At 31.0% G+C, this 21,242-nt stretch carries 20 protein-coding genes; 10 read left to right on the top strand and 10 right to left on the bottom strand.

All coding sequences use genetic code 11. From position 1 onward, the window contains the following. Window positions 1-95 precede the first annotated feature (95 nt). The gene (locus tag Q0820_RS07720) at window positions 96-1,118 is read left to right on the top strand and encodes a glycoside hydrolase family 5 protein (protein ID WP_298486660.1); all 1,023 of its coding nucleotides are present in this window, start codon (window positions 96-98) and stop codon (window positions 1,116-1,118) included. A 35-nt stretch (window positions 1,119-1,153) separates the two neighbouring features. Here Q0820_RS07720 and Q0820_RS07715 read toward each other — a convergent pair whose 3' ends face one another. Then, window positions 1,154-2,371 carry an RsmB/NOP family class I SAM-dependent RNA methyltransferase gene (locus tag Q0820_RS07715; protein WP_298486658.1) on the bottom strand — a complete coding sequence of 406 codons (1,218 nt, stop codon included), beginning with the start codon at window positions 2,369-2,371 and terminating at the stop codon, window positions 1,154-1,156. Window positions 2,372-2,443: 72 nt separating this feature from the next. Here Q0820_RS07715 and Q0820_RS07710 point away from each other — a divergent pair, with 72 nt between their 5' ends. Beyond that, window positions 2,444-3,475 (top strand): oxidoreductase, encoded by a 1,032-nt coding sequence (locus tag Q0820_RS07710; protein ID WP_298486656.1) that lies wholly within the window; start codon window positions 2,444-2,446, stop codon window positions 3,473-3,475. Window positions 3,476-3,508: 33 nt separating this feature from the next. On the opposite strand, the gene Q0820_RS07705 is transcribed toward Q0820_RS07710, so the two are convergent. Genes Q0820_RS07705 through Q0820_RS07695 form a run of 3 tightly spaced genes read right to left on the bottom strand, consistent with a single transcriptional unit; the run spans window position 3,509 to window position 5,042 of the window. Beyond that, window positions 3,509-3,958, bottom strand: coding sequence for a hypothetical protein (locus Q0820_RS07705; protein ID WP_298486655.1), 450 nt, complete (start codon window positions 3,956-3,958; stop codon window positions 3,509-3,511). Then, window positions 3,948-4,466 (bottom strand): hypothetical protein, encoded by a 519-nt coding sequence (locus Q0820_RS07700; RefSeq protein ID WP_298486654.1) that lies wholly within the window; start codon window positions 4,464-4,466, stop codon window positions 3,948-3,950. Before Q0820_RS07700 ends, Q0820_RS07705 begins: the two co-directional genes overlap by 11 nt. Before the next feature lie 33 nt (window positions 4,467-4,499). Continuing rightward, window positions 4,500-5,042 (bottom strand): RNA polymerase sigma factor, encoded by a 543-nt coding sequence (locus tag Q0820_RS07695; RefSeq protein WP_298486652.1) that lies wholly within the window; start codon window positions 5,040-5,042, stop codon window positions 4,500-4,502. Between the two features lie 320 nt (window positions 5,043-5,362). On the opposite strand from Q0820_RS07695, the gene Q0820_RS07690 reads away from it, so the two are divergent. Further along, complete coding sequence (locus tag Q0820_RS07690; RefSeq protein WP_298486650.1) at window positions 5,363-8,737, top strand: T9SS type A sorting domain-containing protein; 3,375 nt, start codon at window positions 5,363-5,365, stop codon at window positions 8,735-8,737. 9 nt (window positions 8,738-8,746) lie between these two features. Next, entirely contained in the window at window positions 8,747-9,448 is a 702-nt protein-coding gene (locus Q0820_RS07685) for a hypothetical protein (RefSeq protein WP_298486649.1), read from the top strand. Window positions 9,449-9,914: 466 nt separating this feature from the next. Here Q0820_RS07685 and Q0820_RS07680 read toward each other — a convergent pair whose 3' ends face one another. Genes Q0820_RS07680 through Q0820_RS07665 form a run of 4 tightly spaced genes read right to left on the bottom strand, consistent with a single transcriptional unit; the run spans window position 9,915 to window position 15,013 of the window. Next, complete coding sequence (locus Q0820_RS07680) at window positions 9,915-11,738, bottom strand: ABC transporter ATP-binding protein (protein WP_298486647.1); 1,824 nt, start codon at window positions 11,736-11,738, stop codon at window positions 9,915-9,917. Beyond that, on the bottom strand, window positions 11,738-13,447 hold the full coding sequence (locus Q0820_RS07675) for a phospho-sugar mutase (RefSeq protein WP_298486645.1): 1,710 nt from the start codon (window positions 13,445-13,447) through the stop codon (window positions 11,738-11,740). The genes Q0820_RS07680 and Q0820_RS07675 overlap by 1 nt, the downstream gene beginning before the upstream one ends. Window positions 13,448-13,489: 42 nt before the next feature. Beyond that, window positions 13,490-14,449, bottom strand: coding sequence for a glycosyltransferase family 2 protein (locus Q0820_RS07670; RefSeq protein WP_298486643.1), 960 nt, complete (start codon window positions 14,447-14,449; stop codon window positions 13,490-13,492). Window positions 14,450-14,491: 42 nt separating this feature from the next. After that, a complete protein-coding gene (locus Q0820_RS07665) occupies window positions 14,492-15,013 on the bottom strand; it encodes a DUF4199 domain-containing protein (RefSeq protein WP_298486641.1) in 522 nt (173 codons plus the stop codon). A 172-nt stretch (window positions 15,014-15,185) separates the two neighbouring features. Here Q0820_RS07665 and Q0820_RS07660 point away from each other — a divergent pair, with 172 nt between their 5' ends. From Q0820_RS07660 to mtaB, 3 genes are all read left to right on the top strand, one after another. Next, window positions 15,186-15,458, top strand: a complete 273-nt coding sequence (locus Q0820_RS07660; RefSeq protein ID WP_298486639.1) for a type B 50S ribosomal protein L31 — start codon at window positions 15,186-15,188, stop codon at window positions 15,456-15,458. A gap of 84 nt (window positions 15,459-15,542) precedes the next feature. Continuing rightward, window positions 15,543-16,718 carry a GlmU family protein gene (locus Q0820_RS07655; RefSeq protein ID WP_298486638.1) on the top strand — a complete coding sequence of 392 codons (1,176 nt, stop codon included), beginning with the start codon at window positions 15,543-15,545 and terminating at the stop codon, window positions 16,716-16,718. 2 nt (window positions 16,719-16,720) lie between these two features. Further along, window positions 16,721-18,049 carry a tRNA (N(6)-L-threonylcarbamoyladenosine(37)-C(2))-methylthiotransferase MtaB gene (gene mtaB, locus Q0820_RS07650; RefSeq protein ID WP_298486637.1) on the top strand — a complete coding sequence of 443 codons (1,329 nt, stop codon included), beginning with the start codon at window positions 16,721-16,723 and terminating at the stop codon, window positions 18,047-18,049. Between the two features lie 47 nt (window positions 18,050-18,096). On the opposite strand, the gene Q0820_RS07645 is transcribed toward mtaB, so the two are convergent. Continuing rightward, window positions 18,097-18,390 carry a GNAT family N-acetyltransferase gene (locus tag Q0820_RS07645; RefSeq protein WP_298486635.1) on the bottom strand — a complete coding sequence of 98 codons (294 nt, stop codon included), beginning with the start codon at window positions 18,388-18,390 and terminating at the stop codon, window positions 18,097-18,099. Window positions 18,391-18,557: 167 nt separating this feature from the next. Between Q0820_RS07645 and Q0820_RS07640 the strand changes: the two genes are divergently transcribed. Both Q0820_RS07640 and Q0820_RS07635 read left to right on the top strand, forming a co-directional pair. Then, window positions 18,558-19,220, top strand: coding sequence for an alpha/beta hydrolase (locus Q0820_RS07640; RefSeq protein WP_298486633.1), 663 nt, complete (start codon window positions 18,558-18,560; stop codon window positions 19,218-19,220). 46 nt (window positions 19,221-19,266) lie between these two features. Continuing rightward, on the top strand, window positions 19,267-20,214 hold the full coding sequence (locus Q0820_RS07635; RefSeq protein WP_298486631.1) for a lytic transglycosylase domain-containing protein: 948 nt from the start codon (window positions 19,267-19,269) through the stop codon (window positions 20,212-20,214). Window positions 20,215-20,288: 74 nt separating this feature from the next. Here the strand turns inward: Q0820_RS07635 and Q0820_RS07630 are convergent, their stop codons facing one another. Beyond that, a complete protein-coding gene (locus tag Q0820_RS07630) occupies window positions 20,289-20,804 on the bottom strand; it encodes a DUF2892 domain-containing protein (RefSeq protein WP_298486629.1) in 516 nt (171 codons plus the stop codon). 211 nt (window positions 20,805-21,015) lie between these two features. On the opposite strand from Q0820_RS07630, the gene rpmH reads away from it, so the two are divergent. Further along, window positions 21,016-21,183, top strand: coding sequence for a 50S ribosomal protein L34 (gene rpmH / locus Q0820_RS07625; RefSeq protein ID WP_027067351.1), 168 nt, complete (start codon window positions 21,016-21,018; stop codon window positions 21,181-21,183). Window positions 21,184-21,242: the final 59 nt, after the last annotated feature.

Genomic DNA, 21,242 nt, shown 5'->3' with positions numbered 1-21,242 from the left:
AAAATGTTGATTACTTTTAGCTTGTTGCACTAGATTTTGACAATTTTTTGAGATAAAGATTAATTGTAAAAACAGTATTTTTAATAAAAAAAGAGATGAAAAGGTGTTTACAGGTAGTATTAGTAGTGTTTTTGATATTCATTTCTTGTAAAAAGAATAATTCTTCTGCTATGGATAATGATGATATAGAGAATGTAGATTCTAATTCTGCAGTAGGTACGTATGGACAATTAAGTGTTCATGGTAATAAAATTGTAAATAAAAATAATGAGCCAATACAATTAAGAGGAATGTCTTTTTTCTGGAGTCAATGGATGGGGCAATATTACACTAAAGAAACAGTAAGCTGGCTTAAAGAAGATTGGGAAGTTACTGTGGTTAGAGCAGCAATGGGAGTAGACGAGGGGGAGGAAAGTTATATTTATAGACCCGAAATTGAAAAGGAAAAAGTTTATAGAGTAATTAATGGAGCTATAGAGGCGGGAGTGTATGTAATTGTAGATTGGCATAGTCATCATGCAGAAGATTATGTAGAAGAAGCCAAAACTTTTTTTTCTGAGGTGGCCCAAAAGTATGGCAATCAACCCAATATTATTTATGAAATTTATAATGAGCCCTTAGATGTATCTTGGGATACTGTTTTAAAACCTTATCATGAAACTGTTATAGAAGAGATACGAAAATATGATGCTAACAACATTATAGTATGTGGCACAAGATTATGGTCGCAACGTGTAGATGAGGTTATTTCAAGCCCTATTCAAGAAGATAATATAGCATATACATTACATTATTATTCTTCTACCCATAAACAGGAATTAAGAGCTATTGCAACATTAGCTATTAATGCAGATATAGCCTTGTTTGTAACAGAATTTGGGGTTTCTGAGGCATCTGGCGATGGTGTTATAGATGTTTCTGAGGCTAATATTTGGTGGGATTTTCTTGATGAAAATAAAATTTCATGGTGTAATTGGTCTATTGCAGATAAGGAAGAAGCTTCAGCAGCGCTTTATCCTGGAGCTTCTGGAACTGGTGATTGGTCCAATGATGAAATAACTACTTCTGGAAAAATGGTTAGGACAGAATTAAAAGAAAAAAACCAAGATTTTAAATAATCTTGGTTATAATTTCTTTGGTGTTTTGTAATTTTTTAGTTGTCTTTTTTAGATAATAACGCCATGTAAAAACCATCAAAACCGCTAGTTGAAGCAAATATTTTTTTGTCTTTTACAAGTTCAAAATCTTTACCTTCTTCTGATCCTAAAAAGGATTTTACTTGGTCTATGTTTTCTTGTGGTAAAATAGAACAAGTAGCGTATACCATTTGCCCGCCTGGTTTTACTATTTTACTATAACTACGGATAATTTCTTTTTGCGTTGCTATAATTTTATCTACAAATTCTGGCTGCAATTTCCACTTGGCATCTGGATTTCTTCGTAAAATTCCTAAACCAGTACACGGAGCATCAATTAAAACCCTATCTGCTTTACCGTAAAGCTTTTTAATTACTTTGGTAGAGTCAATATGTCTGGGTTCAATATTATGCGCTCCTGCACGTTTTGCTCTACGCTTTAATTCTTTTAATTTATTGGCATAAATGTCTAGGGCAATTAATTGTCCTTTATTTTCCATAAGAGCAGCTAAATGCAATGTTTTTCCTCCTGCACCAGCACATGTATCTACCACACGCATTCCAGGTTTTACCTCTAAAAACTCAGATACCAGTTGCGAAGAAGCATCTTGCACCTCAAACCAGCCATTTTTAAAGGCATCACTAGTAAATACATTTCCACGTTCTGCTAACTTTAAAGCACTTGTATATCCTTTTATAGCATCTGAGTCAATACCATTTTCTAAAAGGTTTTTGCGTAATTTTTCTTTAGTAGTTTTTAATGTATTTGCTCTTAAAATAACATCTGCTTGTTGGTTTAAAGCAGCGGCTTCTTTATCCCATAGTTTTTCTCCTAAAGATTTTTCACAAAGTTCATCCATCCAATCTGGAATAGACTCTTTATATTTTCTTGTTTTAGAAAGTTCATCAAACCTTCCTTTAATTTTTCTTTCTGGTGTTGGCTCTAATTGTTTCCAATCGGGTAATTTTATACCTCTAAGAATTGCCCAAACAGCAAATAAACGGAATAAGTTAGGTCTAGAATATGGTGCTTTTACTTCTGCAATTTCAGAGTACAAGCGTTTCCAACGAACAATATCATAGGTAGTTTCTGCAATAAAGCCGCGGTCACGAGAGCCCCAACGTTTATCAAACTTTAAAACTTTTTGTACTACTTTATCCGCATATTGATCCTCATTAAAAATTAAATTTAATGCGTCTATAACTGCAAAAACAAGATTTCTGTGTAATTTCATCACTTAAAAAATAAGGCTGCAAAGGTATTGTATTAGAAGTGAATAGACTTATTTTTGATAAAATTAATCTTCATGAAATTTTCTTTCCTAATTTTATTAGTTGTTTTGCTTTTATTTGGTTGCAATCAAGAAATGAAAAAAACGCCTTTTTCTTCTGTACAAGTAGCTATTATATATGAGGATTCTGTTAGTATAAGAGCTATTGAGATTATGGGAAATAGTTTAGCTTTTGCTGCGGACAAAGGTGTTTTTGGTTCTGTAGATTTAGCAACAAATAAAGTACGACTAAATGCTATAGATTTTGAAGGTAAGAAGCCTCATTTTAGGTCTGTTTCCTATACAAATTCTGATTTTTTTATGCTTTCTATAGGAAGTCCGGCTTTGTTATATAAAACCGGTGAAGCAGGAAAAATGGAATTAGTATATAAAGAAGAAGGAGAAAATGTTTTTTATGATGCAATGACTTTTTGGAATTCTAAGGAGGGAATAGCCGTTGGCGATAGTAATAATGGTTGCCTCTCCATATTAATTACAAGAGACGGTGGTAAAAGTTGGTTTAGAATTCCTTGTGAAAATTTGCCAGAAGGAGTAGGAGGGGAAGGGGCTTTTGCTGCGAGTAATACTAACATTAAAGTGCAGGGAGATAAAGCTTGGATAGCTACCACAAATAGCAGGATTTATTATTCTGAAAATAAAGGAGTTAGTTGGCGTGTTTTAGCAACTCCTATTCTAGGAGAAAAGCCCACACAAGGCATTTATTCTTTAGATTTTTATGATGCTAAAATAGGAGTTGCTATTGGAGGAGATTATACTAACCCAGAGTCTAATACTAGGAATAAAGCAATAACAACAGATGGTGGCAGTACATGGAAATTAATAGCCAATGATAAAGACCCTGGCTATAAAAGTTGTGTGCAATTTGTTCCCAATTCTAATGGTAATGAAATTGTTGCTATAGGTTTTACAGGAATTTCTTATTCTAGTGATAGGGGAGAAAGCTGGAGGCAACTTTCTAAAGAATCTTTTTATACACTTCGTTTTGCAAATGATACTATTGCTTATGCTGCAGGAAAAAATAGAATAGCAAAACTAAGTTTTAAATAAAAAAAAGAAGCTTATTAGCTCCTTTTAAATACCTTATTTATTTTCTGATTTGTGTTTTTTTCTATATTGATGTAGTAGTTTTCTTTTAAACCCGTATTCTGATTGTAGCATAATAAATGTTTTTTTTGCAGAAATTACTTTTCTAACATCTTGGATTAATTTTTCTTCTAATACATGTTTTTGTTTGTTTAAAGAAATTTCTAATTCTAAAAGCTTATTTAGCTCTTTTTCAGACAATTTTCCTATTTCTCTTAATTTTTCATGAATCTCTGACCTTTGCTGCATTCTTATTTTCTCTACCTTTTCTTCGTAAGCGTTATATACAGGCCAAAATTTTTGTGCTTCATTAGTTGTTAAATCTAACTTCTCTGTTAAATAAGCAATTTTTAGTGCTTTTATCTTTTCGTGGTCGGGTTTGCGTTGTGCACAAATGCTAGTTGCAATACATAACACAGCAAAAAATATTGTTTTTTTAATAACCATAACTGTCTAAATTTAATTCGTTAAAACTATCTAAGTCACCCTCTAAATAGTCAATAATATTTTCTTCATTTATTCCAGCGTCTAATATATCGGTAATATCTAAATTATCTATAGGAACTACTTCGGCAATTTCATAACTAGAAAAGTCTAAATCGGTATATTCAATATAAGAATCTATATCAGCATTGGCTATATCTTCTATACTGTAATCTCCTGTTTTATTAAAGTTTATGCCAACAAAGAGTAAAACAATAGCTGCAGCTGCAATAGCAGAGTAATAGTATTTTTTATAAGATTTTAGAGGAATAACTTTTGTAGGGGTATCTTCTAATTTATCTGAAATATTTTTATGTAAAGTCTTAAAATAATCTTTGGGTACCGTAAAACCTTCTTTATTAGGTAGTTTAATTTCTTCTTGCAAAGAAATTTTATCTAACAGAGAATCATTAAAGTTTTCCAGATAATTTTCTGGAAGTTTAAACCCGCTATTTTTATGGACTTTTTTCATATTATTTATAAGACTCCTTTTTTTTGTAAAGGTTTAATTTTCTTTTATATACGTTTCAATTTTTTTTGATGCAAGATGGTAAGAGGCTTTTAAAGCTCCTACAGAAGTTTCTAGAATTTCCGATATTTCTTCGTACTTCATTTCTTGAAAATACTTCATATTAAAAACTAACTTTTGCTTCTCTGGTAATGTAGCAATTGCTTTTTGCAATTTTAACTGAATTTCATCGCCTTCAAAATAAACGTCCGATTCTAAATTATTTATTAGTGTTTCTTGTAACGCAACGCTACTAACCCCCATTTTTTTAGATTTCGATTTTAAAAAAGACAGAGATTCATTCGTTGCAATTCTATACATCCAGGAATAAAGTTTGCTATCTCCTTTAAAGTTGTCAATGTTTCTATAGACTTTAATAAATGTGTTTTGTAAAACATCATCGGCGTCATCATGATTTAATACAATACGTCTTATGTGCCAATATAACCTTTCTTTGTAGGTGTTAACAAGTTTTTCGAAAGCCCTTGCTTGGGTTTCGGTTTGCTTTAATTCCTCTAGTAAGGTTTGCTCAGCAATCAATAGTTTACGTTTACGTTCTATGCTTGGACTATAAAGTTAAGCAAAGGTTTAACTGCCTAAGGCAGTTTTTAAGTTAAACGTGATTTTTTACTTTTTGTTGGAGACAAGGGATGTTAAATAGTGAGATATAATTATCGAAAATAATCTTGATATTTTAAAATAATCCATAGACTTCGCCGTTAGTAGGAAACCAAACTATAAAATATTAGGGATGAAATATCTCTAGTGACCATTCCTTTATGAAGAAATTTCTATTCTCTTTTGTTTTTTTATTTGTTTTTTTTAGTAGTTTTTCGCAGTGTCCTACAGAAAATGTCAATTTGAGATCTCAATCAGACATTGATCATTTTAAATTAAATTATCCTAATTGTACTGAAATTTATAGAGATATCATAATCAATGGGAGTAATATTGGAAATCTAGATAGCCTTAATGGGATAAAAAAGATAAGTAGGCATTTAAAAATTATTAACACAGCTTTATCAAATTTTAACGGTCTTGACTCTTTAACCCATATTAATGGAGGCTTAACTATTTGGGATAATGATAATTTAGAAACCCTTTCCGGTTTAGAGACTTTAGTTTTTATTGGAGAAGAACTTGAAATCAAATCGAGCCCTATTTTATCAACTATACAAGGATTAAATAACGTAAAATCTATTGGAAGCCTAAATACATTGCATAATACAACTAATGGATTATCAATTAAATATAGTCAAGTCTCATCTCTACAGGAGTTAAGTTCTCTTGAATATTTGAGTGGTTTATTACTAAAAAATAACCAAATTACCTCTCTTGAAGGTTTAGAGGGTTTGTTGAAGTTGGATGGGGGAATTTCTATTTCTTTCGAATTAATATCAAATCTATCGGGATTAAATAATGTTGCTACTATATCGAATGATATTTATTTAGGTAGTAATAATGAATTGAACTCTTTACAGGGGTTTAATAAATTAAACAATGTTGGTGGGAGTTTTACTATTCTTGGTAATCCTAAACTAGATAACTTAATGGGTTTAGAATCATTAACTGTTATTCATGAAGATTCACAAGGGTATAACGGTAGTCTTATTATAGAGGATGCTGAAATAACAAATTTGCAGGGTTTAACAAATTTAACAACTGTGGATGATTTAATGATTAAAGGTAATCCTAAATTGTTGAATTTTGAAGGGCTCAATTCGTTGCAATTAATAAAAAATGATTTAGAAGTACAACGTAATGATAATTTAGAAAATTTAATAGGACTTGAAAATCTTCAGACTATTGAGGGTAGACTTTTCGTATTTCAAAATATTAAAATGACTAGTTTAAATGGACTTAGTGGTTTATTGACAATAGGCGATGATTTGACTGTAAATGACAATATTCTTTTGCCTAACCTGACAGGATTATCTCAAATAAATTCTGTAGGGAAGCTAGAGCTTACATATAATAGTAATTTAACTTCACTGAAGGGAATAGAAAGTTTACAAAGCATACCTCAAAGTTCTATTCGTTTTTTTAGTAATGAAAAACTTGTGGATTTAACAGCTCTTAGTAATGCTTCTACAGGAGAAGGCTCATTAGGATGGGGAGATTTATATTTAAGTAACAATACATCTCTGTTATCATTAGATGGTCTAGAGAATTTAGGCTTTAGCCAAGGACAATATGCTATATATTTTTATAATAACACCTCACTTAACGATATAGATGCTATGAATAATTGGGATGCTGAACGACTTAATAATTTGACAATGATTAATAATACTTCATTATCTATGTGTCAAGTATTACCTATATGTAGTTTTTTAAGTAAAAATGACTTAAACTATGTAAATGTTTCAGGAAATATGGGTAGTTGTTCAAATGCTCAAGATATAAAAGGTCTTTGTAATACTAACCCAGATAAAGATGGTGATGGTGTTCTTAATGAAGAAGATAATTGCCCTGAAAAACCGAACCCAAACCAAGAAGATGTAAATAATAACGGTATTGGAGATGTATGTGAGGCTCAACCTTTAAATTCTAAACTAGTTCAAACAAAAAATATTTCTTGTTTTGGAGATACCGATGCAGAAATTGCTGTTGAGGTTACGGGTGGTACTGCACCTTATACTTATGAGCTTTATACTTCAGGAAATATTTTAATTTCAAGTGGTGCAAATAACATTTATTCTAATCTTTCTTCGGGTATTTATACTGTTGTGGTTACGGATAATGATTTTAACCAGGTACAGAGCAATGGAATTGTTATTACAGAGCCGACACATTTAGCTTCAGCTGTTTTAGTTACCGGAATGACTTGTTCTAATAGTAATAACGCAAGAATAGCCATAGAAGTAACAGGAGGTGTGCCTCCTTATGTGTACTCCATAGACGGAGGTGTTACTTTTTCTTCTTCGAATGTTTTTCAAAATTTACAGGAAGGATTTTATATCTCAGAAGTTAGGGATAGTAATGGTTGCAGTATTTTACAAGATTTTACTATAAATCAAATAGACCCTTTAGCTTCAACAATTTCTGTTACAGATGAGATTTGTTATGGTAATAATGATGGAAGTGCTATTATAGAAGCTGAAGGAGGAGTTGCTCCTTATGAGTATTCCATAGATGGCGGTGTTACTTTTTTATCCACCAATATTTTTCAGAATTTAGAAAAAGGAATTTATTACTCAGTAATTAGAGATAAAAATAGTTGCTCTGTTGAACAAATTTTCGAAATTAATGGAGCTCCTCAAATTATACCTGAAATCACTACTACAATCGCTTCATGTAATACTGCTGATGGTAGTATTAGTATAGCTATTGATAATCAAGAAGAATATTTATTTAATATAAATGATGGTGTTGAATTATCAGGTTTTCAAGAGTCTAACGAATTTAAAAACTTAAATTCAGGTAGTTATTCAATTTTAATACTGCATACATCGGGTTGTCAATTACAGCAAACTGTAATTGTAGAAAATGACAGCTGTTCAGAATTTGAATTACCTGTAAATAACTTTATAATTGAAATAACAAGTGAAACATGTGCAGAAAGTAATAATGGTAACATTCTTCTTAAAGCATTAGAAAACCTTTCATATACAGCAGTTTTAACTGGGGATGATAAAAATGAAACAAAAGAATTTAGAGTGTTTTCTAATTTTCAAGACTTGGAGGCTGGTTCTTATAATCTTTGTGTAAGAGTTGAAGGAGAAGATAATTATGAAAAATGTTTTAATGTTGAAATAACAGAGCCAGAGGTACTAGAAGTAGATGCTAAAACAAACACTTCTGATAAAACAGTTTCTTTAAAACTTAAGGGTAGCACAAATTACTTTATTACAGTTAATGGTTTAGAATATAATACTTCCGAAAATCAAATTACGTTACCTCTATCTAAAGTAAAAAACAGTATTTCTGTTAAAACAAATTTAGATTGTCAAGGTGTATTTGAAGATATAATAATGTCTACAAATGAAAGTGTAAATATATATCCAAATCCTGTTGATAAAGGGGATGTAAGTGTTTTTCTTCCTTTTGTTCAAGCGGATGAGAGTGTACAGATTTTATTGTATTCACAAAGAGGAGTAAGAGTTTTTGAAAAAACAGAAAACGTAAAAAGTAATGTTATTAAGTTTAATATAGATCATTTACCAGCAGGAATCTATTCTATTTTCATTGCTTCTGAAACTCAAAAAAGTATACGTAAAGTCATTAAAAAATAAAATTTCCTTATGAATTTTAATTATTTATATTCTATCTTTTTTTTAGTATTTATTAGCTCTTGTACTCCTAGTTCTTCTGATCCAGAACCAGAGGTAAGTATAGAAGACCCTGTTGCTGCAACTTTAATTTTTCCTGATGACAATACAGAATGTAATGAAGGAACTGTTCTAAGTGATACGGAAAGTAAAGTAGTTTTTCTTTGGGATACTTCTGAGTATACAGATTCTTATCAGGTTGTATTAAAGAATATGCTCACAGATTCTATTGTAAATTTTGATGCTTTTACAAATTCTAAGGAGATAATTTTAGAAAGAGGAGTAAGTTATCAATGGAATGTAATTTCTAAGTCTATTATTAGTGAGAATACTGCATCTAGTGAAACCTTTCAATTTTTTAATGCTGCACCCGGTGAGGTAAATCATGTACCATTTTCAGCGGAAGCTATAGCTCCTGAAAATAACTCTTTAGTAACTGCTGATGAAGGAAATGTTAACCTGGAATGGCAAGCTATTGATATTGATGATGATATAAAAGATTATGAGGTGTTTTTTGGAACACAGGATGGTTCTTTATTAAGTCAAGGAATTACTAATTCTTCTTCCTTAGTCGTTGATGTTATTTCTGGGAATAAATATTTTTGGAAAGTAAAAACTAATGATGAAAAAGGTAATTCATCAATTTCTGAAATATTCCAATTTACTGTTCAATAAAGATTTAGTTTTCAACATTAAATTCATTCAATACAGGTAAAGCTTTCTTGTAAAAATCAAATAACACTTGATTTTACAAGAAGAAGCATCTTCATATTGATTTCTTTTTCAAGCAATTAATTCTGCTCCCTAATAGCAAAAACCAATACAGTTTTCTGTTTCTGTGGTAATAGTTTTTATTTGGGGGATAAAATATTTTGGCTCATCAATACTTGAGGATAATTAGGTGAAAGCTATACATTTTCTTCACAAACGATATTATTGGTCCAATCATTCCAATCTAATGTAAAAGAGTATGCTATTTCGGCAATAATTGTTTCTTTACCTTGTGTTTACCAAGTTTTAAATCTATTAATTTTTTTAGTGTTTTTGTTGGAAATCTCAGGATAACTAGAAAAGTCTAATGCAGAAATATAAGGATAGTTTTTTTCTTCATAATTTTCGTTTTGGAAAGTAATTAAGATTATTACCCCAATGACTGCATAGCTACAAGCCTTTTGTAAACCCCTTCTTTAGCTAAAAGCTCTTGGTGTGTTCCTTGTTCTACAATTTCTCCTTTTTGTAAAACCACTATTGTATTTGCCTTTTGTATCGTAGAAAGACGGTGCGCAATAACTATAGAAGTGCGGTTTTGCATCATTTTGTCTAATGCATCTTGCACTAAACGTTCACTTTCGGTATCTAAGGCAGATGTAGCTTCATCTAGAACCATTATTGGCGGGTTTTTTAAAACCGCTCTTGCAATAGATAAACGTTGTTTTTGTCCGCCACTTAATTTATTTCCGCTGTCTCCAATATTAGTATCATATCCATTAGGGAGTTCTGAGATAAAATCATGTGCATTTGCAATTTTAGCGGCTGCTATAATTTCTTCTTCGGTAGCATTTTCTTTTCCTAGACCAATATTATTTTTAACCGTATCATTAAATAAAATAGAGTCTTGCGTAACTAAACCTAATAATCCGCGAAGCGATTTTTTAGTTAGGTTTTTTATATTTTCATTATCAATAGTAATAGCACCTTGGTTAACGTCATAAAAACGAGTAACTAGGTTTGCAATGGTACTTTTTCCGCTTCCGGATTGCCCAACTAAGGCAACAGTTTCTCCTTTATTTACGGTAAGATTAAAATCTTTAAGAACATATTCCTCTTCATATTTAAAAGAAATGTTTTCCAATTTTATTCCAGTAGTAAAGTCTTGTTTATTTATAGCATTTGTAATTTCTGAAATAGGATTTTCTGTTTCTAATATTTCTAATACTCTTTCTGCTGCGGCATTTCCTTTTTTAACGCCATAAGAAGCTTTGCTTATTGCTTTTGCAGGAGTAAGAATATTATATGCTAATCCCATATAGGCAATAAATAATTCTGGTTTTAGTGTTTTTTCAACCAAAACCATTTGGCCACCAAACCAGAGGATAACACCAATTGCTGCTATTCCAAAAAACTCGCTGGTTGGGGAAGCTAAATTTTGTCTGTTTAATAATGTATTTGAAAAGTTGAAAAAACGTTTTGTAGAACGTTGAAATATACTAGAGAACTTTTCTTCAGCATTAAAAGCTTTAATTACGCGTAAACCACCTAAAGTTTCTTCTAGAATGGATAAAAAAGCTCCTTGTTCTTGTTGTACTTTATCTGATTTTCTTTTTAAAGATTTTCCTAATAATGAAATTAGAAAACCAGAAATTGGTAAAAAGATAAATACAAAAATGGTTAGTTTTACACTAATGGAAACCATTGCTATAATAGTAAATAATATAGTTAACGGTTCTCTAATAATTAATTCTAATATGGAAAGAAACGAGTGCTGAATCTCCAAAACATCTGTAGTTATTCTAGCAATTGTATCTCCTTTTCTTTTTTCGGAATAATAGGATAATGGTAATTCTACTGTTTTTTTGTACAACTCATTTCGGATGTCTTTTAATACCCCATTTCTTAGGAAGGTAATAAAATACATGGCTAAGTAATTAAATAAGTTTTTAAGAAAAAACATAGAAATTACTAAGGCAACCATGAAAATTAAAGCGTCATTTTCTCCTTGACCAGCTTTTTGGGTAACAAAATAACTTAGATAATCAAAAAGATACTCCTTTGCATTAAATAGGCCTTTCCAATGTGGTTTTGTATGTATAGCTTCTGTTTGTTTAAAAATAACAGATAACATTGGAAATAAGGAAACCATTGCCAAAGTGGCAAACAGCGCATAAAAAATATTAGATATAATATTTAGTATTGCATAACTCCTATAGGGTTTAGCAAAGCGGAGTATCTTTTTAAAATACTCCATTAACCTAATTTAAGTTCACTTACAATACGGTTAATTTTTGCATCTAATTCTGCATCTACAGTTTTAAAATCTTCTGCTTTATTTAGAGAAGTATTAATACTAAAATAGAATTTTATTTTAGGCTCTGTTCCACTAGGTCTCGCTGCCATTTTGGTGCCATCTTCTGTAATGTAAATTAAAACGTTAGAGGTTGGTATGTCTATTGGTGTAACAACTCCTGTGGTTAAATTAGTAGAAGTAGCGGTATTATAATCTTCTACAATTACAACTTTAGAGCCATCTATTGTAGCTACAGGATTTTCCTTAAAGTCTACCATCATTTGTTTAATTTCTTCGGCACCAGAAATTCCTTTTTTAGTTAAAGAAATTAATTTTTCTTTATAGAACCCAAAATCTACATAACAATCAATTAAATCTTTAAAGAAAGAACTCCCGTTTGCTTTTGCATTAGAAGCAATTTCACAAGCAAGTAGAGTAGAGGTAACGGCATCTTTATCACGAACAAAATCACCAACCATAAAACCAAAGCTTTCTTCACCACCACCAACAAAGTCTTGATTAGGGAAATCTTTTATCATTTTGGCAATCCATTTAAAGCCAGTTAAACCAACTTTATATTCTACGCCATAACCTTCTGCTAGTTTTCCCATCATTGGTGTAGAAACAATAGTAGAACCAATAAACTCAGTACCATTCATTCCTTTAGCTTTGCGTTGGTCTAAAAGAAATTTGGTCATTAATATCATGGTTTGGTTTCCGTTTAAGATTTCCATTTTGCCCTCTAAATTACGAACGGCAATACCTAAACGATCACTATCTGGGTCAGTACCAACAACCATGTCTGCCCCAATTTCTTCTGCTTTTGCAATGGCCATAGATAAAGCCTCTGGCTCTTCTGGATTAGGAGAAACTACTGTTGGGAAATTACCATCTGGTTTTGCTTGCTCTTCAATAATAGTTACGTTATTGTAACCAGCTCTTTTTAAAACTTCTGGAATTGCAGTAATTGAAGTCCCGTGTAAGGAAGTAAAAACAATTTTAAAATCGTCTTTTCCTTTCGCATTAAAGTTTCCGTTTGCTACAGAGGCAGAAATGAAAGACTCATCTGCTTCTTTGTCAATTAATTCAATTAAACTTGGATTAGCATCAAATTTAATATCTTCAAAATTCAAATTATTTATTTCAGAAATTATAGCACCATCTTGTGGAGGAACAATTTGCCCGCCATCTGTCCAATAAACTTTGTATCCATTATATTCTGGAGGGTTATGAGAAGCTGTTAAAACAATGCCTACATGGCAATCTAAATCACGAACTGCAAAAGAAAGAGCAGGGGTTGTTCTTAATTCAGAAAAAAGAAAAACTTTAATACCATTGGCAGAAAATACTTCGGCAACCGTTTTTGCAAGAGTATCACTATTGTGTCTGCAATCGTAAGCTATAACTACTTTTAATTCTTCACCAGCATAAACTTTCTTTAGGCAGTTAGACAAACCTTGGGTGTTTTTTCCTAAAGTATATTTATTAATTCTGTTAGTACCTACGCCCATAACACCACGCATACCACCAGTACCAAATTCTAAGTTTTTATAGAACCTATCTTTAAGTTCTTCGGTATTATTGTTTTGTAATTCTTCTATTTCTTTCTTTGTATCGGCATCAAAAAAGTCTGACTGCCAGGTTTTTACCGTATTTAGATATGCTTCCATAATTTGTAAGAATTTTACTTCAAAAACTTGATTTTCGGTTATTTATTGTATTTTTTTTAGATTTACTTCTTCAGAAATATTGTATCTGTTTTCATTTGTTTTGGAGCGAACAATTATTTCTCCTATAAACCCGGCTAAAAATAATTGTGTTCCAATTACCATAGCGATTAAGGAGATAAAAAATTGCGGTCTGTCTGTAATTAATCTACCAGTTTTATTAATAAACAATTTATCTACTCCTAAATAAATAGCAAAGCTAAAACCTATTATAAACATTAGCACCCCTAAAGCGCCAAAAAAATGCATTGGTCTTTTTCCAAATTTAGATACGAACCAAATCGTAATTAAGTCAAGAAAGCCATTAATAAAGCGTTCCATCCCAAATTTGGTTTTTCCGTATTTACGAGCTTGGTGGGTTACAATTTTTTCTCCAATTTTTGTAAAACCAGCATTTTTTGCCAAAACAGGGATATAGCGATGCATTTCGCCAGATACTTTTATGTTTTTTATAACTTCTTTTTTATAGGCTTTTAAACCGCAATTAAAGTCGTGCAGTTTTACTCCAGAGGTTCTTCTTGCCGCCCAATTAAATAATTTAGAAGGCATGTTTTTTGAAATTATAGAATCGTATCTTTTTTTCTTCCAACCAGAAATAAGATCGTAACCTTCATGCTTTATTAATTGGTATAGTTCTGGGATTTCTTCTGGGCTGTCTTGTAAATCGGCATCCATGGTAATAATAACATCTCCATTAGCAGCATTAAATCCTGCGTGTAAAGCCTGTGATTTACCATAATTTTTAAAGAAACGTATGCCTTTTACATTGGGGTTTGTGTTAGCTAATTTGGAAATAATATTCCAGGATTCATCAGAGCTACCATCATCAATAAAAAGAATTTCATATAAAAAATGATTGGATTGCATAACAGTAACAATCCAATCATGAAGTTCTTTTAGCGATTCTTCTTCGTTAAGTAATGGTATTATAATAGATAATTGCATTCGCTATTTTAAAAATCTATTTCAAAAATACTACAAATACATTTAATAAACGTTGTTCGTTTTCTTCATTATTAAACCACTAACTAATCCAACAATCAAGCCTATTATAATATTTATTATTAAGCCTATAGGGTAAAACACCCATGCAAATCTCTTTTGCATTTCAATCCCTTTATCAATTTGTTCTTCTGTTAGTTTTGGATTGTTTGTTATTGCTTCACTTTTGCCGATTTCGTACATTTTGTCCATATAATCGGGTTCAATAACATTAGATAATAAGAAAAAGTATATTAAGCCGAGTATACAGCCAATTAACGCAACACCTGTTCCTATTTTTAAAGCATCTGATAGTGTTAAGAAACCTTCATTAGCTTTTTTAAATTGAATTATGGCAATGACTATGGTAATGGCAATAAACCCTATTTGTATAGCTTGTATTGCAAAACCACGTTCGTAGTGCATATCTACAAAAAATAACATTAAGCCAAAAGTTATACCAATTACTCCCAGTAATAGGCCATATCTTAAAGCAAAAGTCCCTGTTTTAATTTTGTTTTCTTCCATTTTTAATTCGATTTTTGGTTGTTATTATATATTAGTTGTTCCCTTTTATTTTTTGTTACAAATAAAAGTATAATAATTTATTTCTATTTTTTTTGAGTTTTAAGATTGTCAATTTGTAAAAAATAATTAAATTTGCAGCTCTTTAAGAGAAAAGTATTTAAAGTTATAAGTGATGAGAAAAGGTATACACCCTGAAAATTATAGATTAGTAGCATTCAAAGACATGTCTAACGACGAAGTGTTTTTAACAAAATCTACTGCAGATACAAAAGAAACTTTAGAAGTGGATGGCGTTGAATATCCTTTAGTAAAATTGGAAATTTCAAGAACATCTCACCCATTTTATACTGGTAAAGCTAAGTTCTTAGATACAGCTGGTCGTATTGACAAGTTTAAGAATAAGTACAAGAAGTTTTCAAAAGTTGAAAAGAAAGAAGAGGAATAGCATATTTCACTTTTATAATATACTAGCGCCCTCGGTAATTTTTATCGAGGGCGTTTATTTTTTAATTTTATTAAAATTAAACGCATGAATTATATTCTTTTTGATGGAACTGTTAGAGAAGCTTTATTTCCATTTACATTAACCAGGCCAGTTGCAGATATTCGTGTTGGGATTCTTACCATTAGAGAAAAATGGGAAAAATACTTGAATACAACAACCACTACAATTACGGAGGATTATTTAGAAGAAAAATATCCTATGGTAGAAATGGATGAAAATATTTTATTAAATAGTTCATTTATACCAAACAAAGAAATTGTAACCTTGGTAAAAGGGTTAAAGGAAAACGAAGCTATTTTTTATAACGAAGATGTCATTGCTTTTTTTACTAAAGATTCTCAAGAAGATGTAGATTTTTCTAACTACAAGCATATAGAGTATAGGGGGGATGTTTTACGTATAGAAAACACATGGGATATTTTTTCTAAAAACGCAGAAGCTCTGCAGGCCGATTTTGATTTTATCACGGAAGGACGAGAAAGTGAACCAATCTCAGATACAAACAGAGTAATACATCCAGAAAATATTTTTTTAGAAGAAGGAGCAAAAGTAGAGTTTGCAATATTAAATGCTACAGATGGTCCTATTTATGTGGGTAAAGATGCCGAAATATGGGAAGGTAGTATAATTCGTGGTGCTTTGGCTTTATGTGAGCATGCTACTGTAAAATTAGGTGCAAAAATTTATGGAGCAACAACTGTAGGGCCGTATAGTAAAATTGGAGGAGAGGTAAATAATTCTGTGATTTTTGGATATTCTAGTAAAGGTCATGATGGTTTTTTAGGGAACTCCGTGTTAGGAGAGTGGTGTAATTTAGGAGCAGATACTAATAACTCTAATCTTAAGAATAATTATGCTAAAGTAAAATTGTGGAATTATGCGTCGGAAAGTTTTGAACAAACTGGACTGCAATTTTGTGGTTTAATGATGGGAGACCATAGCAAAACAGCTATAAATACAATGTTTAATACAGGTACTGTAATAGGTGTAAATACAAATGTTTATGTACCAGGATTTCCTAGAAATTTTGTTCCAAGTTTTAGTTGGGGAGGAGCTAATGGTTTTGCTAGTTATGCGCCTAAAAAAGCATTTGATGTTGCTAAAGTTGTAATGGCAAGAAGAGGTATAGAATTCACTGAAATAGATGCTAATATACTTAGTAGGGTTTTTGAACTTACTGCAAAATGGCGTAAATATTAGTAATGAAGAAAAAAGTAGCTTTCTATACATTAGGCTGTAAATTAAATTTTTCTGAAACCTCTACTATTGCTAGAGATTTTACGAAAGAAGGTTTTGAGCGTGTAGAATTTTCAGAACCTGCAGATATGTATGTAATAAATACATGTTCTGTTACAGAAAATGCGGATAAAAAGTTTAAGACCATAGTAAAGCAAGCACAAAAAGTTAATCCAGAAGCATTTGTTGCAGCTGTGGGTTGTTATGCGCAATTAAAACCAGAAGAATTAGCATCTGTTCATGGGGTGGATTTAGTTTTAGGAGCAACGGAAAAATTTAAGATAACAGATTATATAAATGACCTTACTAAAAATGATTTTGGAGAGGTGCATTCTTGTGAAATTCAGGATGCAGATTTTTATGTTGGTAGTTATGCTATAGGGGATAGGACTAGAGCTTTTTTAAAAGTACAAGATGGTTGTGATTATAAATGTACTTATTGTACAATACCTTTAGCAAGAGGTATCTCAAGAAGTGATTCTGTGGCTAATGTGTTAAAAAATGCTGCAGAAATATCGGCTAAAGGGATTAAAGAAATTGTACTTACAGGGGTAAATATAGGAGATTACGGAAAAGGAGAGTTTGGGAACAAAAAACATGAACATACTTTTTATGATTTAGTACAGGCATTAGACACTGTAAAAGGGATACACAGATTAAGAATATCTTCTATAGAGCCTAATTTACTTAAAAATGAAACAATAGATTTTGTTGCAAATAGTAGTTCTTTTGTGCCTCATTTTCATATTCCATTGCAAAGCGGTAGTGATACATTGTTAAAACTTATGAAACGTAGGTATTTAACTAATTTATATGTGGATAGGATAACTAAAATTAAAGCAACAATGCCAAATGCATGTATTGGGGTAGATGTGATTGTTGGTTTCCCTGGAGAAACAGAGGAGTTATTTTTAGAAACCTATAACTTTTTGGTTACTTTAGATATATCTTATTTACACGTTTTTACGTACTCAGAAAGAGAAAATACCGAAGCGGCTTTAATGCCTAACGTGGTTCCTAAAAATGTAAGGCATAAGAGGAGTAAAATGCTTAGAGGTTTGTCTGTTAAGAAGCGTAGAGCGTTTTATGAGAGTCAAATAGGACAGGAGTTAACTGTGCTGTTTGAGGGGGAGAATAAAGAGGGGTATATTCATGGTTTTACAGAGAATTATGTAAAAGTAAAAACACCATGGAATCCAGATTTAGTAAATACATTGCGTGCCGTTACTTTAACCGAGATTGATGAAGATGGTTTAGTAAGGTTTAATTTTAAGGAAAATAAAATTACAGCATAAAAAAAAGTCCCAATACAATGGGACTTTTTAATTTCTTAATCTAAAATTTAGATTCTAATACCTATAGGGAGCATTCCTTTGTATTGTCTGTTTTTTCTAAGAAAACCAGCAATTTCTGGACTTGTAGGAACAACTCTTAAATTATTTTCTTGAATGGTATTTAATACAGCTTTAATGAAATCTTCTTTAAAACCTTCTTTGGTAACACCTTCAGGAATAACAAGCTTAGTTAAAAAAACTTTTCTTTCTTGAGAAGAATATTCAATTTTTGCTAAATGCCCCTGAACAGTAGTTTCAAATTGGCGCAAGAAACTGTTATCATTAATTTCTACTTCATTCATATAGTTAGATTTTAATTTTTGGTCTTTGTTAAAAATTACAATGTTCTTAAGTTGTAATTTTACATACATTTACAAGAAATAACACTTTGTGTAATGTATTTAATGTACAAGACTCAAAGTTACTAAAAAAAAAGCTAAAATCCTAGTTTATAGCTATTCAGGTTCATATGGAAGATTCTTTAGTTCATGTTTATTTAATGCCAGGGATGGCCGCAAATCCATCTATATTTAAAAGTATAAAATTGCCAGGAAATAAGTTTAAAATACATTGGTTAGAGTGGTTTGTGCCAGATAAGGGAATGTCTTTAAAAGCTTATGCAATTAAGATGTGTGCTATGATAAAGCACCCTAAATCTGTCTTGTTAGGTGTCTCTTTTGGTGGTATGTTAGTACAGGAAATGGCGCAGTATATGGATTTTAGAAAAGTAATAGTGGTGTCAAGTGTTAAAAGTAAAGCAGAGCTACCAAAAAGAATGTTGTTTGCAAAATATACTAAAGTACATAAGTTGCTGCCAACGGGTTTGGTTAGTAATGTAGAGTTGTTAGCTAAATATGCTTTTGGTGAAACTGCTACAAAACGTTTGGCTCTGTATGAGGAATATCTTTCTGTAAGAGATAAACGTTATATAGATTGGGCAATTGACCAAATAATAAATTTTAACCCTAAAAAAAAGGTTAAAGGTTTAGTTCATATCCAAGGAGAAAAAGATTCTGTTTTTCCAATAAAAAATATAGAAAAATGTATTCCTGTAAAAAATGGGACGCATACCATGATAATTCATAGAGCCAAATGGTTTAATGAGCAACTACCCACAATTATTTTGGAATAAGAAAGTTGTATTAATACCTTTGAGTAACAAACTATAGATAATAATTATGAAGATTTTAAAAAATATACTAATGCTTTTGGGTGTTGTATTTGTTGTTAGTACTTTAATATTTGCGGTACAAGATGAAAATAAAACACAAGAATTAAAGAAAGCTATAAGGGCAGATGAGACTGTAGACAAATCTTCTTATAGAATTACAGCAATAGATATACCTGCAGATTTAAATTTTGCAAAAGAAGTAGTGCCACAAGAGGATCCAGAAATTATGGAGCGTATAGATCGCGAATTTTTGGTAAATACCTACTGGCAGTCTAATGCATTACTTTTAATGAAAAGAGCAAATAAGTATTTTCCAATTATAGAGCCTATTTTGGCTAAAAACGGTATTCCAGATGATTTTAAATATCTAGCAGTAGCAGAAAGTGCGCTTACCAATGTGGTTTCTCATGCGGGAGCAACAGGTTTTTGGCAAATAATGAAAGGTACAGGAAAAGAATATGGTTTAGAAATTAATTCTAATGTAGATGAAAGGTATCATTTAGAAAAATCTACACAAGTAGCTTGCGATTATTTAAATAGATGGTATAAAAAATATGGAAGTTGGACACTTACTGCTGCAGCGTATAACGCAGGTCCAGGGGCAATAAATAAATACTTAGGAATACAAAAGGTAGATGATTATTATGATTTGTTATTGGGGCAAGAAACGGGAAGATATGTTTTTAGAATCATGGCAATAAAAGAAATATTATCTAACCCAGATAAATATGGATTTGATATTGAGAAAGAGGATATGTATTCTGCAATACCAACTTTTAAAGTAGAACTTAATGAGCCAGTAACAAACTTTGCAGATTTTGCTTCTAAATATGAGATTAATTATAAGATTTTAAAGCGTCATAACCCATGGTTAAGAGAGGCGCATTTAAATAATGCTTCTAGAAAAAAGTATGTATTAGAAATTCCTAATAAAGGATATTATACGGCAAAATAATGGCGTAGTTTATACAAAACAAAAAGAGCTTTCTATTTAGAAAGCTCTTTTTGTTTTAAAATGTTTTAAAGAGGTTAAATCTTTTTCATTTGCTGTTGCATCATTTTTATCTGATCCGTAAGCATTTTGTTTTTATCTAGTTTTTTTGCTTCACTCAATAGCGAAGTAGCTTCTCTTTTTCTTCTTTTTTGCATTGCTATACCTGCAAGACTTAGTTTTGCCATTGCTAAATCATAATCCATGGTTAAACCTAACTTAATGGCTTTTTTAAAGAATTTCTCAGCTTTAGTTAAATTGGTTTGTGAGTTTATAATTCCGTGTAAGTAATTAAAATAACCTTGTTGCTTAACGGTTAAAGCTGCTTCTGGATTTTTAATTTTGGAAAGCCATTTTTCTGTCCCAGCTAAATCTTGTTTACGCATTCTTAAAAAAGAAAGTAAAATAATCTCATTTCTAAAATAAAGAAAAATGAAAATAGAAGAAAGTAGGAGTAAAGAAATACCATTGCCAATGTTTCCTTCTATAAATTGATAAACAGCATAAGCTATTATAAGAGCGGCAATTACAAGTTTTAAATTTTTGTTGAACATTATGGTTATATATTATTTACTTAATTTAGAGCTTTAAATGCTATATACTTTTGCTAAAACACAGCATTTTAAAAATATTCAGGCAAAAGTAATAAAAACAATCCTAAATATTTTTTTATTTAGATTTGTCAATGCAAAAACTCTTTGTATATTTGCGCCCAGATTTTACGGTTAGGATCGTAATTTTGAAAATAACAAAAAGGATTAAAAAATGCCAGGACAAAAAAGAACATATCAGCCATCTAAGCGTAAGAGAAAGAATAAACATGGTTTCAGAGAGCGTATGGCTTCTGTAAATGGAAGAAAAGTTCTTGCTAGAAGAAGAGCTAAAGGAAGAAAGAAATTGACTGTTTCATCTGAAACAAGACATAAGAAGTAATGATTTCATTATTTTAAAAATATTAAGGTGTTACTTTTTTAAGAGTAGCACCTTTTTTT

Origin of the sequence: uncultured Maribacter sp. (assembly GCF_947495965.1) — a bacterium.
Classification (GTDB): Bacteria; Bacteroidota; Bacteroidia; order Flavobacteriales; family Flavobacteriaceae; genus Maribacter_B.
Note: the sequence above shows the minus strand (reverse complement) of the source record. Positions and strands in the feature narration are given on the sequence as shown.

Bases quoted from the DNA above. Each gene is read 5' to 3' on its own strand.
- Q0820_RS07660 (WP_298486639.1), top strand. From the start codon at position 15,186: ATGAGAAAAGGTATACACCCTGAAAATTATAGATTAGTAGCATTCAAA.
- Q0820_RS07655 (WP_298486638.1), top strand. From the start codon at position 15,543: ATGAATTATATTCTTTTTGATGGAACTGTTAGAGAAGCTTTATTTCCA.
- Q0820_RS07720 (WP_298486660.1), top strand. From the start codon at position 96: ATGAAAAGGTGTTTACAGGTAGTATTAGTAGTGTTTTTGATATTCATT.
- Q0820_RS07685 (WP_298486649.1), top strand. From the start codon at position 8,747: ATGAATTTTAATTATTTATATTCTATCTTTTTTTTAGTATTTATTAGC.
- Q0820_RS07640 (WP_298486633.1), top strand. From the start codon at position 18,558: ATGGAAGATTCTTTAGTTCATGTTTATTTAATGCCAGGGATGGCCGCA.
- Q0820_RS07710 (WP_298486656.1), top strand. From the start codon at position 2,444: ATGAAATTTTCTTTCCTAATTTTATTAGTTGTTTTGCTTTTATTTGGT.
- Q0820_RS07675 (WP_298486645.1), bottom strand. From the start codon at position 13,447: ATGGAAGCATATCTAAATACGGTAAAAACCTGGCAGTCAGACTTTTTT.
- rpmH (WP_027067351.1), top strand. From the start codon at position 21,016: ATGCCAGGACAAAAAAGAACATATCAGCCATCTAAGCGTAAGAGAAAG.
- Q0820_RS07680 (WP_298486647.1), bottom strand. From the start codon at position 11,738: ATGGAGTATTTTAAAAAGATACTCCGCTTTGCTAAACCCTATAGGAGT.
- Q0820_RS07670 (WP_298486643.1), bottom strand. From the start codon at position 14,449: ATGCAATTATCTATTATAATACCATTACTTAACGAAGAAGAATCGCTA.
- Q0820_RS07645 (WP_298486635.1), bottom strand. From the start codon at position 18,390: ATGAATGAAGTAGAAATTAATGATAACAGTTTCTTGCGCCAATTTGAA.
- Q0820_RS07705 (WP_298486655.1), bottom strand. From the start codon at position 3,958: ATGGTTATTAAAAAAACAATATTTTTTGCTGTGTTATGTATTGCAACT.
- Q0820_RS07665 (WP_298486641.1), bottom strand. From the start codon at position 15,013: ATGGAAGAAAACAAAATTAAAACAGGGACTTTTGCTTTAAGATATGGC.
- mtaB (WP_298486637.1), top strand. From the start codon at position 16,721: ATGAAGAAAAAAGTAGCTTTCTATACATTAGGCTGTAAATTAAATTTT.
- Q0820_RS07635 (WP_298486631.1), top strand. From the start codon at position 19,267: ATGAAGATTTTAAAAAATATACTAATGCTTTTGGGTGTTGTATTTGTT.
- Q0820_RS07700 (WP_298486654.1), bottom strand. From the start codon at position 4,466: ATGAAAAAAGTCCATAAAAATAGCGGGTTTAAACTTCCAGAAAATTAT.
- Q0820_RS07630 (WP_298486629.1), bottom strand. From the start codon at position 20,804: ATGTTCAACAAAAATTTAAAACTTGTAATTGCCGCTCTTATAATAGCT.
- Q0820_RS07715 (WP_298486658.1), bottom strand. From the start codon at position 2,371: ATGAAATTACACAGAAATCTTGTTTTTGCAGTTATAGACGCATTAAAT.